We start from the raw sequence: 12758 nt of genomic DNA, 5'->3' as shown, positions 1-12758 counted from the left end.
GACTCAGGGAGCGAAACGTTGGTCGCCGGTCCTACCCAAGAAAAAGGGGCCGGAGCAAGCGCCCCGACCCCTTCCCGCGACTCTGGTTAACGAGCGGTTAGGCTCAGAACCGGATCCCCACGCCCGCCATGAGCTGATGGCGGTCGGCGTCGATGTCGAAGTCCTCGATCTCCTTGTAGTTGGAGTAGCGGTACTCCGCCTTCACGTAGGACTGCGAGCCGATCTTCTGCTCGACGCCGGCGCCCAGGCGCAGGCCGTCGGCGTTGGCCTTGTCGCGCACGGTGGTAGCGCCGGCGGTGTAGCGCGTGTTGATGCGCGCGTTGGTGTAGCCGGCCTTGCCGTAGACGAGCGTCGCGGGCGACACGGGAAGGCCGACGCGGCCGCCGACATAGAGGTCGCGGCCCAGCGTCACTCGGGCGCTGTCGCCGGACACGAGCAGGTTGCCCTCCTCGCCCTTGATGCTCGACTGAGTGTACTCGCCCTCGGCGCCCAGCGTGATGCCGCCGACCGCGGCGTCGTAGCCGACCGCGCCGCCATAGGCGACGCCGTCCGAATCCTCGCCCGACGTCAGCGCGTCGTAGCCGACCAGCGCCTCGGCGCGGAGGCCCGAGTGCGGCACCGACTCGGCGGTCTGCGCCTGCGCGGCTGCGGGGACGGCGGCGAGTGCTGCGCCAAGAGCCATGGGGGTGAGAAGAAGCTTACGCATGAACCGATACTCCTTGTACAAGCCCGGACCGTCCGGGGGTGGCGGCTCAATGAGCGCGGCCGCGAACTGTTGCATGAACCTCAGATAAACAGGTGGAAGCGTTGCAGATCGGCCACAGTGGCGCAGAGAGGAAAGGGCGGGACTTCGTCGCGCGGCACGGCGAGACGGTGTTCAACGCCGCCGGACGGTTGCAGGGCGACCACGCGCACACCCCGCTGACGCGCGCGGGCTTCGCGCAAGCGGACGAGATAGGGCGGGCGTTGCGGGAGCTGCTGGGGGCGAAACCGGCGCTGACCCTGTGGGCGTCGCCGACGGGCCGCGCGCTGCAGACGCTGGCGGTGATCGCCGAACGGCTGGAGCTGGACTGGCACGGCGCGCGCACGGATGGGCGGCTCGTCGAGATCGGCATGGGGTCGTGGGGCGGGCGCTACTACGCCGACGTGGTCGCGGAGGTCGGGCCGGTGGTCGACCCCGCCACCGGCGCGCTGCGCTGCGCGCCCGACGGCGAGCGCTACGGCGGGATCGCCGAGCGCGTGGGCGGGTGGCTCGCCGAGACGGCGGACGACGGGGGCGACCGGCTGGTCGTGATGCACGGCATCTCCAGCCGCGTGATGCGGGGCGTGATGTGCGGGCTGCCGGTCCTGCCCGAACTCGGCGCGCCGCTCGCGCCCGGGCTGCCGCAGGGGTCGGTGGTGATGATCGAGCGCGGGCGCGAGCGGGTCGTGCACTTAGGCGGCGGGCACGCGCCGGCGTGAGCGTGTTCCTCGCCCTCGCGCTCGCCTCGGCGCGCGACCTCCTCGGCGTACACGGCGCCTGGGGCGCGTTCCGCGACGCCGACCGCTGCTACGCGATCGCGCGGCCGGAGATTTCCGGCGGCCGGGCGCGGTGGCGGCCCTTCGCGAGCGTCGGCACCTTTCCGAAGCGGGGCCAGCGCAACGCGCTCCATGTCCGCCTGTCGCGCGCGCGCGACCGGTCGGGGCGCGTGACCTTGTCGGTGGGCGAGCGCCGCTTCGCGCTCGCCGCCACCGGCACGGACGCCTGGGCGCCCGATGCGGCGACCGAGCGGGCGATCGTGGGGGCGATGCGGTCGGGGCGGTCGATGAGCGTCGAGGCGGTCGCCGTCGGCGGGCGGCCCTTCGCCGACACCTACCGCCTCGACGGCGCCGCGACCGCGATCGACGCGGCGGCGCTGGCGTGCCTGGGGCGGCGCTGATGCTCCGGCTGTTCCGGCCCATATTGGCGGGCGCGACCTTCTCCGACCGGCTCGTCGCGTGCCTGGGCGCGACGCTGGGCATCGGCTTCGTCGCGCTCGCCTGTCTAGGTAGGCTGCCGCTCGGGATGCCGGAGATGGTGGCGCCCATCGGAGCGAGCGCGGTGCTGGTGTTCGCGGTGCCCGCGAGCCCGCTCGCGCAGCCCTGGCCGGTGCTGGGCGGAAACGTGGTGGGTGCGCTGGTGGGCGTCGCGTTCGCGCAAGCGCTGGGGACCGGTCCGCTCGCGGCGGGGCTGGCGGTGGGCGCGGCGATCCTCGTCATGTCGCTCGCGCGCTGCCTCCACCCGCCGGGCGGGGCGGCGGCGCTGGTAGCGGTGATCGGCGGGCCGGCGGTGGTGGACGCCGGCTGGCTGTTCCCGTTCGTGCCCGTAGGCCTCAACTCGGCGCTGCTGGTAGCCGCGGCTTGGGGCTTCCACCGCTTCTCCGGCCACAGCTACCCGCACCGCGTAGCCCCCGCGCAGCCGCAGCCCGCTTTCCTGCCCGAGGACCTCGACCGCGCGCTCGAGGCCGAGCACGAGACGTTCGACATCGCGCGCGAGGACTTGGAGCGGCTGCTCGCGCGCGTCGAGGCGGAGGCGGCGGCGCGGCGGCTCAGGCCGACGCGGCGATGAGCCGCGCGAGCCGGGCGTGGACGGCGTTGGTCCGCTCGAACGGCAGCGGCGTCTGCGTCAGGTAGGACGCGACCAGGATCGGCCGGCGGTTCGGCGGCCAGAGGATCGCGACGTCGTTGTCGCTGCCGCGCTCGCCCGCACCCGTCTTGTCGCCGACACGCCAGTCGGCGGGAAGACCTGCACGCAAGCGACGCCCGCCCGTCTTGTTGGCGATCATCCAGCCGACCAGCCGCTCGCGCGAGGCGGCCGACAGCGCGTCGCCGAGCGCGAAACGCCGCACCATCGCCAGCATCGCCGCAGGGCTGGTCGTGTCGCGCGGGTCGCCGGGCAGGCTCTCGTTGATCACAGGCTCCAGCCGGTCGAGCCGGCTGACGCCGCCGTCGAGAGCGCGCATGAACCGCGTCAGCCCCGCCGGCCCGCCCACGGCCGGCAGCAGCAGGTTGGCGGCGGCGTTGTCGCTCTCGGTCGTGGTCGCCTCGCACAGCTCGGCGACGGTAGTGGCGCCACCCACCCGCGGCTTGGCGAAGGGCGAGTGCGCGACGATGTCGGACGCGGCGATCGCGATCCGCCGGTCGAGCCGTTCGCGGCCGCGGTCGACCTCCGCCAGCACGGCGGCGGCGAGCGGGAGCTTGAACGTGCTGCACATTGGGAAGCGCTCGTCGGCGCGGTGCGAGAAGCGCGCGCCGGTGCCGGTGTCGAGGATCGCCAGCCCAAGCCGCCCCTGCGCCTCCCGCTCCAGCAGGAGCACGCCGCGCCGGAACGCGTCGCCGCCGAACGTCGCGGGCCCGCGCTGCGCCCAGGCACTCGCGGCCACGCATCCCGCACCGATTAGGAAAGTTCGCCTCAGCATCGCCGTCCCTTCTTAAGCTATGCGACCTGAGTGCCGCGCAGCGGACGGGCGGACAAAGCATCATTGCTCGACGGAGCCATGAGCTGGAGTAATGGATCGGCGATGGACCGCGCCCAACTACCGCTAAACGCGCTCCGCGCCTTCGAGGCCGCCGCGCGCCACCTCAACTTCACGCGCGCCGCGATCGAGTTGTGCGTCAGCCAGGGCGCGGTGAGCCATCAGGTCGCGGCGCTGGAACGACGGCTGGGCGTGCCGCTGTTCCGGCGATTGCCGCGCGGGCTGGCCTTGACCGACGAGGGGCTGGCGCTCGTGCCGGTGGTGGCGGACGCGTTCGACCGGGTGGGCGCCACGCTCGACCGGTTCTCGGGCGGACGGTATCGCGAGGTGCTCAACCTGGGCGTGGTCGGCACCTTCGCGAGCGGCTGGCTGCTGGAGCGGCTGCCGGACTTCGCGCGGGCGCACCCTGAGGTCGATTTGCGCATCATGACCAACAACAACCGCACCGATCTCGCCGCCGAGGGGCTCGACCTCGCGATCCGCTTCGGCGACGGCGCGTGGCACGCGACGCATGCCGAGCCGATCATGGGGGCGCCGCTGACGCCGCTCTGCGCGCCGGCGCTGGCCGAACGGCTTCACGCGCCCGGCGACGTCGCGCGCGAGGCGCTGTTCCGTTCCTACCGCGCCGACGAATGGCCGCGCTGGTTCGCGGCGGCGGGCGTCCCCTCTCCGCCCGTGCGCGCGACGGTGTTCGACAGCTCGGTGCCGATGGTCGCGGCGGCCGCGGCGGGTCTGGGCGTGGCGCTCGCGCCCGCGGCCATGTTCGCGCGCGAGCTGGCGGCGGAACGATTGGTGCGGCCTTTCGCGGTGGAGATCGAGACGGGGCGCTATTGGCTGACGCGCCTCCATTCGCGGCCCGAGAGCGCGGCGATGGTGGCCTTCCGGGCGTGGCTGCGGGGCGCGGCGGCGTGAGTGGAAAGCGCGGGGCTTTTCGCCTATATGCGCGCGCATGCAGACAGTTTCGGCCGCACTCATGCCCATCCCCGGGCACATCGATCCCGTGCCCGTGCCCCGCAAGCCGGACGCCGCCGCGCGGCCGGACGGGCGCGTCGATCTCGTGGGCTTAAGTAAGGAGCAGCTGCGCGCCGCGCTGCTCGACGCGGGCATGGAGCCGAAGCAGGCCAAGCTGCGCGCTAAGCAGATCTGGCACTGGATCTACAACCGGGGTGCTGTCGAGTTCTCGGCGATGACCGACATCGCCAAGGCGCAGCACGGCTGGTTGGCCGAGCGCTTCGTCGTCGGCCGGCCGGAGGTGGTCGAGGCGCAGGTGTCATCGGACGGCACGCGCAAGTGGCTGCTCCGTTCGGCGGACGCGCAGGACTACGAGATGGTGTTCATCCCCGACGCCGACCGCGGCACGCTCTGCGTGTCGAGCCAGGTGGGGTGCACGCTCAACTGCCGCTTCTGCCACACGGGCACGATGCGCCTCGTGCGCAACCTGTCCGCGTCCGAGATCGTCGGCCAGGTGATGCTCGCGCGCGACTCGCTGGGCGAGTGGCCGAGCCAGCCCGAGGGCCGCATGCTCACCAACATCGTCATGATGGGCATGGGCGAGCCGCTCTATAATTTCGAGCAGGTTCGCGACGCGCTCCACGTCGTGATGGACGGCGACGGCCTCGCGCTGTCCAAGCGCCGCATCACGCTGTCGACAAGTGGCGTCGTGCCAATGATGGCGCGCGCGGGTGAGGAGATCGGCGTCAACCTCGCCGTGTCCTTGCACGCGGTGACCAAGGAGATCCGCGACGAGATCGTGCCCTTGAACCGTAAGTACGGTATCGAGGAGCTGCTCCAGGCCTGCGCCGACTATCCCGGCGCGAACAACGCCCGGCGCATCACCTTCGAGTATGTGATGCTGCGCGACAAGAACGATTCGGACGAGGACGCGCGCGAGCTCGTCCGGCTGATCCGCCAGTACAAGCTGCCCGCCAAGGTGAACCTGATCCCGTTCAACCCCTGGCCGGGCGCGCCTTACGAGTGCTCGACGCCGGAGCGCGTGCGGCGCTTCTCGGAGATCATCTTCGAGGCAGGCATCTCCGCGCCGGTCAGGACGCCGCGCGGCCGCGACATCGACGCGGCGTGCGGCCAGCTGAAGACGGCGGCGGAGCGGAAATCACGCGCCGAGTTGGACCGGCAGGCGGAGGAAAAGCTCGCCGCGCTGGCGTGAGGCGTCAGTAGAGGCCGGGGACGACGCGCCAGCGGACCCGCTCGGCGAACCGCCGGTAGGCGGGGTCGCGGAGCAGCATCGCCTCCTCCTCGCGGATGCGCAGGACGAGCAGCGTCCAGGCGATCAGGTACACGCCGACGTTCCAGGCGGACGCGTTGGCGAGCACGAAGCCGACATGCGTGACGAAATAGCCCGCGTACATCGGGTGGCGGACGAAGCGGTACGGCCCGCCCGTCTTGGTGCCGCGGTTCGCGGCGATGATGCCGAAGCTCCTGTTCAGGAACAGCTTGGCGAGGAAGCTCACCGTCGCGCCCACGCCCATGATCGAGAGGGCGGCCGCGGGATCGATCAGGCCCGTGCCGCCGGGCCGCACGAAGAGCGGGAACCCCGTACCCGCAAAGGCGAGGAAGACGGGCCAGGGCGCGGTGGCGGCCTCGCCGGGCCGGCGGATCAGGATCATGACCGCGGTCGCCAGCTCCATGCAGGCGAGCAGCAGCACGTACGGATGGGCGGTCGAGTAGGACAGGAACGCGGCCATGAAAGGCACGGCGAGCGCGACCACGAAGGCGCGCTCGGCGAAGTCGATGATCCAGGCCTTGCGCATGCCGCCGCTCCTCATGTCCGCGGCCTAGCGCCGGTTCGGTTAATTATCCGCTTCCGGCGCAGCGCCCCGCGCCCATGGGCCGTCGACAAGCGCGCGGCGGCGGGCGATAGGCGCGCATGCCCGACCCGGCCTCCCTCGCCCTGCCCTTCGCCGCCGGAACGGTGGGCGGCGCGATGAACGCGCTGGCGGGTGGCGGTACGTTCGCGACGTTGCCGTCGCTGATCGCGCTGGGGCTGCCCGCGAACGTCGCCAACGCGACCAGCAACGTTGCGCTGCTGCCCGGCGCGGGGGCGAGCGCCTGGGCGTTCCGCGACGAGCTTGCACCCCTGGGCGGGGTGGGCGTGCGCATGCTGGCGGCGATCACCTTCGCGGGCGGGTTGGTGGGGAGCTGGCTGCTCGTGGTGACGCCGAGCGCGACGTTCGACGTGATCATCCCCTGGCTGCTGCTGTTCGCCTTCCTCGTCATCGCGTTCGGCAAGCGCGCCGCCGAGTGGCTGCACGCGCGGGTCACGATCGGCGCGCGGACGCTGGTCGCGGCGCAGACGCTGCTGGGCGTGTACGGCGGCTATTTCGGGGGCGGCGTGGGGCTGATCACGACCGCGGTCTACGGGCTGCTCGCGGGCATCGGCCCCCGCGCGCTGTTCGCGCCGCGGACGCTGATGCTGGCGGTCGCGAACTTCGCGGCGGCGCTGGTGTTCGTCGCCGTCGGCATGGTCGAGTGGCGCGCCTGCCTGCCGATGCTGGCGGGCGCGAGCTTAGGGGGCTGGGCGGGCGCGCATCTCGGCAAGCGCCTGTCGCCGCCGCTGGTCAGGGCGTGGACGCTGCTCGTCACCTTGGCGACCACGCTGGTTTTCTTCTGGCGCGCCTACGCCTAGATCTGCGGGCGTGAGCGAGGTCCCGCCCGGCACGATCGTCAAACGGCATCGCCTCGCGACGCGCGTGTGGCACTGGGTCAACGCGGTCGCGGTGATCGTGCTCTTGGGCTCGGGGCTCGGCATCTCGAACGCGCACCGGCGGCTCTACTGGGGCGAGTATGGCGCGAACTTCGACGCGGCTTGGGCGGAGGTGCCGCGCTTTCCCGACTGGGTGACGATCCCCGGCTATTACAGCCTCGCGCTGTCCAGGCGCTGGCACCTGTTCTTCGCGGTGGTGCTGGGCTTCGGGCTGCTCGCCTACATGGTCGTGAGCTTGCTGAACCGGCATTTCCAGCGCAAGCTCGCGATCAGGCGCGGTGAACTCAGCCGGCGGCATATCTGGGCCGACTTCCGCGCGCACCTCGACTTCCGCTTCCACGATCCCGAGGCGCCAGACCAGTACAACCTGTTCCAGAAGCTCTCCTACGCGCTCGTGCTGTTCGTCCTCCTCCCGCTCGCGATCCTGACGGGCATGGCGCTGTCGCCTTGGCTCAACGCGACCTTTCCCTGGATCCTCGACCTGCTGGGCGGGCGGCAGTCGGCCCGCTCGATCCACTTCATCGCGTCCGGCCTCATCGCGCTGTTCACGGTGGTGCACCTGACGCTGGTGATCCTGGCGGGGACGTGGAACGAGCTGCGTTCCATGGTGACCGGCAGGTGGAAGGTCCCCGAATGATCCGCCGTCGCGATCTCGTCGTCGGCGGCGGCGCGCTGATGCTCGGCGGTTGCGACCGCGTGCTGGAGGTGCCCGCGGCCAAGCGCCTGCTCTTCTCCGGCGAGAACTTTCATCGCGGGCTGCACCGCGCGATCACCGACCGCTCGGCGCTGGCGCGCGAGTACGCGGCCGAGGACCTGTCGCCCGTGTTCCGCGTCAACGGGAACAACAACCCGGGCACGCCGGAGTACCAGGCGCTCGCCGCGAACGGCTTCGTCGACTGGCGGCTGCAGGTAGGCGGGCTCGTCGACCGGCCGCTGGCGCTCAGCCTCGCCCAGCTCCGCTCCATGCCGTTGCGCGAGCAGATCACGCGGCACGACTGCGTGGAGGGGTGGAGCGCGATCGGGCGCTGGACGGGGCCGATGCTCGGCACGATCCTTCACGCCGCGAGCGTGCGGCGGAGCGCGAACTACGTCGTGTTCCGCTGCGCCGACCGCTACCCGAACGGGCGAAATTATTACGAGTCGATCGACATGGTCGACGCCTGGCATCCCCAGACGATCGTCGCGCTCGGCCTCAACGGCCGGTTGCTCGACATCGGCCACGGCGCCCCCGCACGGCTCCGCGTCGAGCGGCAGCTCGGCTACAAGCACGCCAAGTACCTGATGGGCATAGACGCGGTGGCGAGCCTGGACGGCATCGGGCTGGGCCGCGGCGGGTTCTGGGAGGACCATTACGACTATGACTGGTACGCCGGGATCTAGCCGGGTGACCCGGTGCCGCTGATCGACCGGTTCTTAGGCGGAGCGGTCAAGCGCGGCCGGCTGACGGTCGTCCACCCCGACGGATCGCGCGCGACGTTCGGGAGCAGCGACCCCGACTTCCCCGACGTCACCATCCGCTTCGCCGACCGCGGCGCGGAGCGCGCGATCCTTTCAAATCCGGCGCTGGGCGCGGGCGAGATGTTCACCCACGGTCGTTTGGCTGTCGATGAGGGCGAGGTGTGGGACCTCGTCCGCATGCTCAAGGCCTCCAACGCCTGGGAGGCGGGCGGCGGCGCGCTGAAGTCGGGCGCGGGCCGCGCGCTCGCGCGAGCGCGCTACCGCGTCGACCGGTTCAACTGGCGCAGGCGGTCGCGGCGCAACGTCGCGCACCATTACGACCTCTCGGCCGACTTCTACCGGCTCTTCCTCGACGAGGACCTGCAATATAGCTGCGCCTACTTCACCGACCCGGGCGTGAGCCTGGAGCAGGCGCAGGCCGACAAGAAGGCGCATATCGCCGCCAAGCTGCTGCTCGAACCCGGCATGCGCGTGCTCGACATCGGCTGCGGCTGGGGCGGGCTGGCCTTGTACCTCCACCGGAAGACGGGCGCGGAAGTGCTGGGCGTGACGCTGTCGACCGAGCAGCTCGCCGTCGCCCGCTCGCGCGCCGAGGCGGCGGGCGTCGCCGACAAGGTGCGCTTCGAGCTCCGCGATTATCGCGACGTGTCCGACAGGTTCGACCGCATCGTGTCGGTCGGCATGTTCGAACATGTCGGCCCGCCGCACTACCGGCGGTTCTTCGCCAAGTGCCGCGACCTGCTCACGGACGACGGCGCGATGCTGCTCCACACGATCGGGCGGATGGGCAAGCCCGGCGTGACGGACGCCTGGACCGCCAAGTACATCTTCCCCGGCGGCTACAACCCGGCCTTGTCGGAGATCGTGCGCGCGTATGAGGGCCTGCGCCTGTTCCCGACCGACGTGGAGGTGCTCCGGCTCCACTACGCCTGGACGATCCGCCACTGGTACGCCCGCGCGGTCGCCGCGCGCGATCGGATCGTCGCGATGTACGACGAGCGCTTCTGGCGCATGTGGATCTTCTACCTCGCGGGCGCGGCGGCGGCGTTCGAGTTCGGGGGCTTGTGCAACTACCAACTGCAGCTCGCGCGCGGGCGGCGGGTGGTGCCGGTGGTGCGGGACTATGTGGGAGAGGCGGAGCTGCGGTTGCGCTGAACCGCCTTCGACCCTCCTCCGTCATGCCGGACTTGTTCCGGCATCCATCGTCGTACGCGCGCTCCGGGCGGATCGTCCACACCACGATGGGCCCCGGAACAAGTCCGGGATGACGAAAGAGCGCTTAAGTGGGGTACTTCTCCGCCATGTGTCGCCAGGATGCTGCGACCAGCTGCTCCAGCACGCCCGCGTCCACGTCCGCCAGCCGCTTCACGTACAGGCACGACTTGCCGGTGCGATGCTTGCCCAACCTGGCCAGCATCTCGTCGCGGCGGGCGAAATCGTCCAGCAGGTACAGCACCAGTTCGCTCTTGCGGGGCGCGAAGCCGATCCGGAACGCCTCGCCCTCGCGGCCCGACTCGTAACGGTAGCGATAGCGGCCGAAGCCGATCATCGAGCCCCAGGGTGCAGCTGGCTCGCCCGATACGCGGCCCATGAGCGCCGCGACCGCGCGGGCGTCCGTCTGACGTTCGGGTGGCGTGACGCCCGCCAACAACGACTCGACATCCTCGGCCATGCGCGTCCTCCCTCGTCGGGAGTGTCGCGCGGGCGGACAGTAGAGTCTAGCGCGCCGGGTTGCGGAGGAACGCCTCGGCCGCGGGCCGCTCGCGCGGGCCGATGCGGCCGTCGCGGTTGCGGTCGAACCGGCCCCAGAACTCGTCGGCCGCGCCCAGCGCCTCGCTCCGGCTGATCGAGTTCGACCGGTTCCCGTCCAGGCGGTTGAACCACATGTTGGTCATGATGCGGCTCCGGCCCGTCGACAGGCGGCCGTAATGGCGGTTGACGGCCTGCGTCACCTCGCCGCGCGAGAGCACGCCGTCACGGTTGAGATCGGAGCGCGCGAACTGGGCGCGCACCCAAGCGCGCGACTCCTGGCGGTTCGGCGGCGGCGACTGGGCGATGGCGGGCGCGGCCAGGCCCATGAGGATCAGGACGGGGAGGAAACGCATGGGAACTCCTGAAACGCTGGTGCCCCCGCCCAACGGGCGCGCGCCCGCTTGTATCCGTCAGCGCCCTTCCGGCGCTTTGGCCTTAGGCGCGGTGGGACCCGCCGCCGTACGCTCGCCGCCCAGCACGCCGTCGCCGTTGCGGTCGTAGCGCTTGAAGATCGCGGCGAAGAGGGTCTGCGCCTCCGCCTCCGTCACCTTGCCGTTCTTGTTGAGGTCGGCCCGGGCGAACCACAGGTCGGCCAGGCGTTTGGTGTGCGTGGGGTCGATCTTCTGCACGCCCGTCTTGGTCTGGGCGCGCACGCGGCCCATGCGCTGCGTGACCTCGTCCTTGGTGAGCACGCCGTCCTTGTTCTGGTCCAGCTGCGCGAACTCGCGCGAGAACTTGGCGGCGGCGCTGGCCTGCGTCTCCTGGGCGAGCGCAGGCGCGGCGAGCAGGGCGAGCGGAACGATGAAGTAACGCACGGACATGGAGGCTCCCAAAATGCGGTGCCTGCGACGATAGCGGGCAGGCTTGTACGGAATCTGAACGGCAGATAGGGGCGCACCCGATTTACCGCCACCGCCAGAAGGATCCGCCCGTGACCGACCAGATCAATCGCGTCGTGCTCGCCTATTCGGGCGGTCTGGACACCAGCGTGATCCTGCGGTGGCTGCAGGACACCTATGCTTGCGAGGTCGTCACCTTCACCGCCGACCTGGGCCAAGGCGAGGAGCTGGAGCCCGCGCGCGAGAAGGCGCTGCTCATGGGCATCAAGCCCGAGCACGTGTTCATCGACGACCTTCGCGAGGAGTTCGTGCGCGATTACGTCTATCCGATGATGCGCGCCAACGCGCTCTATGAAGGGCTATACCTGCTGGGCACCTCCATCGCGCGGCCGCTAATCGCCAAGCGGCAGATCGAGATCGCCGCCCAGGTGAACGCAGACGCGGTCGCGCACGGCGCCACGGGCAAGGGAAACGACCAGGTCCGCTTCGAGCTCGGCTATTACGCGCTCAATCCCGACATCAAGGTGATCGCGCCCTGGCGCGAGTGGGACCTGACGAGCCGCACCAAGCTGATCGAGTACGCCGAGTCGCGCCAGATCCCGATCCCGCGCGACAAGCGCGGCGAGGCGCCCTTCTCGACCGACGCGAACCTGCTGCACACCTCGTCGGAGGGCAAGGTGCTGGAGGATCCGTGGGACGAAGTGCCCGATTACGTCTTCTCGCGCACGGTGAACCCGGAAGACGCGCCCGACACGCCGGAGGTGATCACCATCGACTTCGAACGCGGCGACGCGGTCGCGGTCAACGGCGAGGGCCTGAGCCCCGCGTCCTTGCTGGCGCGGTTGAACGACCTCGGTCGCACGCACGGCATCGGCCGCCTGGACCTCGTCGAGAACCGCTTCGTCGGGATGAAGTCGCGCGGCATGTACGAGACGCCCGGCGGCACCATCCTCCACGCCGCGCACCGCGCGATCGAGCAGCTGACGCTCGATCGCGGCGCGGCGCACCTGAAGGACGAGCTCGCGCCCCGCTACGCCGAGCTGGTGTATAACGGCTTCTGGTTCTCGCCCGAGCGCGAGATGCTCCAGGCCGCCATCGACGCGAGCCAGGACAAGGTCACGGGCACCGTCCGCCTCAAGCTCTACAAGGGCGGCGTGCACGTCACCGGGCGGCGCTCGCCCCATTCGCTCTACTCGGAGAAGGTCGTCACCTTCGAGGACGACCAGGGCGCGTACGACCAGCGCGACGCGGCGGGGTTCATCAAGCTCAACGCGTTGCGACTGAGGCTGCTCGGGCGGCGGGACAGGTAGAGCCGAATTCCTCCCCCGCTGTAAGCGTGGGAGGGGGACCGCGCCGCTTGCGGCGTGGTGGAGGGGGTGCAGGGCGCTGCCGCATCCCGTTGCTCCCCCTCCACCAGCCTACGGCTGGTCCCCCTCCCCCGCCGTGGGCGGGGGAGGAATTTAGGACGGCCCGCCCATTAACCGCCCTTCAACC

16 protein-coding genes are annotated in these 12758 nt (G+C 70.9%); 10 read left to right on the top strand and 6 right to left on the bottom strand.

The genetic code is table 11. The features are described from left to right. Positions 1-103: 103 nt before the first annotated feature. The gene (locus tag CKY28_RS08075; protein ID WP_095998557.1) at positions 104-706 is read right to left on the bottom strand and encodes an outer membrane protein; all 603 of its coding nucleotides are present in this window, start codon (positions 704-706) and stop codon (positions 104-106) included. 101 nt (positions 707-807) lie between these two features. Between CKY28_RS08075 and CKY28_RS08070 the strand changes: the two genes are divergently transcribed. From CKY28_RS08070 to CKY28_RS08060, 3 genes are read left to right on the top strand one after another with little or no spacing between them, the layout of a single operon-like run. Continuing rightward, positions 808-1461, top strand: coding sequence for a histidine phosphatase family protein (locus tag CKY28_RS08070; protein ID WP_176473011.1), 654 nt, complete (start codon positions 808-810; stop codon positions 1459-1461). Beyond that, entirely contained in the window at positions 1458-1919 is a 462-nt protein-coding gene (locus CKY28_RS08065; protein WP_095997842.1) for an invasion associated locus B family protein, read from the top strand. The genes CKY28_RS08070 and CKY28_RS08065 overlap by 4 nt, the downstream gene beginning before the upstream one ends. Beyond that, a complete protein-coding gene (locus CKY28_RS08060; RefSeq protein ID WP_095997841.1) occupies positions 1919-2587 on the top strand; it encodes an HPP family protein in 669 nt (222 codons plus the stop codon). The genes CKY28_RS08065 and CKY28_RS08060 overlap by 1 nt, the downstream gene beginning before the upstream one ends. Here CKY28_RS08060 and bla read toward each other — a convergent pair. Beyond that, positions 2568-3401 (bottom strand): class A beta-lactamase, encoded by an 834-nt coding sequence (bla, locus tag CKY28_RS08055; RefSeq protein ID WP_217989571.1) that lies wholly within the window; start codon positions 3399-3401, stop codon positions 2568-2570. The genes CKY28_RS08060 and bla overlap by 20 nt on opposite strands. Before the next feature lie 138 nt (positions 3402-3539). Between bla and CKY28_RS08050 the strand changes: the two genes are divergently transcribed. Together CKY28_RS08050 and rlmN are read left to right on the top strand one after the other, a co-directional pair. After that, a complete protein-coding gene (locus CKY28_RS08050; protein ID WP_095997839.1) occupies positions 3540-4406 on the top strand; it encodes a LysR family transcriptional regulator in 867 nt (288 codons plus the stop codon). 37 nt (positions 4407-4443) lie between these two features. Then, positions 4444-5658, top strand: coding sequence for a dual-specificity RNA methyltransferase RlmN (gene rlmN, locus CKY28_RS08045; protein WP_095997838.1), 1215 nt, complete (start codon positions 4444-4446; stop codon positions 5656-5658). 4 nt (positions 5659-5662) lie between these two features. Here the strand turns inward: rlmN and CKY28_RS08040 are convergent, their stop codons facing one another. Then, a complete protein-coding gene (locus CKY28_RS08040) occupies positions 5663-6262 on the bottom strand; it encodes a methyltransferase family protein (RefSeq protein WP_176473010.1) in 600 nt (199 codons plus the stop codon). Positions 6263-6378: 116 nt separating this feature from the next. Here CKY28_RS08040 and CKY28_RS08035 point away from each other — a divergent pair, with 116 nt between their 5' ends. Genes CKY28_RS08035 through CKY28_RS08020 form a run of 4 tightly spaced genes read left to right on the top strand, consistent with a single transcriptional unit; the run spans position 6379 to position 9828 of the window. Next, positions 6379-7137 (top strand): sulfite exporter TauE/SafE family protein, encoded by a 759-nt coding sequence (locus CKY28_RS08035; RefSeq protein ID WP_095997836.1) that lies wholly within the window; start codon positions 6379-6381, stop codon positions 7135-7137. Positions 7138-7147: 10 nt separating this feature from the next. Then, positions 7148-7852 (top strand): cytochrome b/b6 domain-containing protein, encoded by a 705-nt coding sequence (locus CKY28_RS08030; protein WP_095997835.1) that lies wholly within the window; start codon positions 7148-7150, stop codon positions 7850-7852. After that, positions 7849-8595, top strand: coding sequence for a molybdopterin-dependent oxidoreductase (locus CKY28_RS08025; protein ID WP_095997834.1), 747 nt, complete (start codon positions 7849-7851; stop codon positions 8593-8595). Before CKY28_RS08030 ends, CKY28_RS08025 begins: the two co-directional genes overlap by 4 nt. A 12-nt stretch (positions 8596-8607) precedes the next feature. Further along, positions 8608-9828, top strand: a complete 1221-nt coding sequence (locus CKY28_RS08020) for an SAM-dependent methyltransferase (RefSeq protein ID WP_095997833.1) — start codon at positions 8608-8610, stop codon at positions 9826-9828. A gap of 124 nt (positions 9829-9952) precedes the next feature. Here CKY28_RS08020 and CKY28_RS08015 read toward each other — a convergent pair whose 3' ends face one another. The 3 genes from CKY28_RS08015 to CKY28_RS08005 are packed head-to-tail and all read right to left on the bottom strand — an operon-like array spanning position 9953 to position 11246. Beyond that, on the bottom strand, positions 9953-10345 hold the full coding sequence (locus CKY28_RS08015) for a DUF1801 domain-containing protein (protein ID WP_095997832.1): 393 nt from the start codon (positions 10343-10345) through the stop codon (positions 9953-9955). 46 nt (positions 10346-10391) lie between these two features. Continuing rightward, a complete protein-coding gene (locus CKY28_RS08010; RefSeq protein WP_095997831.1) occupies positions 10392-10778 on the bottom strand; it encodes an EF-hand domain-containing protein in 387 nt (128 codons plus the stop codon). A 57-nt stretch (positions 10779-10835) separates the two neighbouring features. Beyond that, positions 10836-11246: an EF-hand domain-containing protein gene (locus CKY28_RS08005; RefSeq protein ID WP_095997830.1), complete on the bottom strand. Its 411-nt coding sequence runs from the start codon at positions 11244-11246 to the stop codon at positions 10836-10838. A gap of 110 nt (positions 11247-11356) precedes the next feature. Here CKY28_RS08005 and CKY28_RS08000 point away from each other — a divergent pair, with 110 nt between their 5' ends. Then, complete coding sequence (locus CKY28_RS08000) at positions 11357-12574, top strand: argininosuccinate synthase (RefSeq protein ID WP_095997829.1); 1218 nt, start codon at positions 11357-11359, stop codon at positions 12572-12574. Positions 12575-12758 lie beyond the last annotated feature (184 nt).

This window comes from Sphingomonas lenta (assembly GCF_002288825.1).
In the GTDB taxonomy this organism is placed as follows: Bacteria; Pseudomonadota; Alphaproteobacteria; order Sphingomonadales; family Sphingomonadaceae; genus Sphingomonas; species Sphingomonas lenta.
This window is presented reverse-complemented; position numbering and strand designations above follow the sequence as displayed.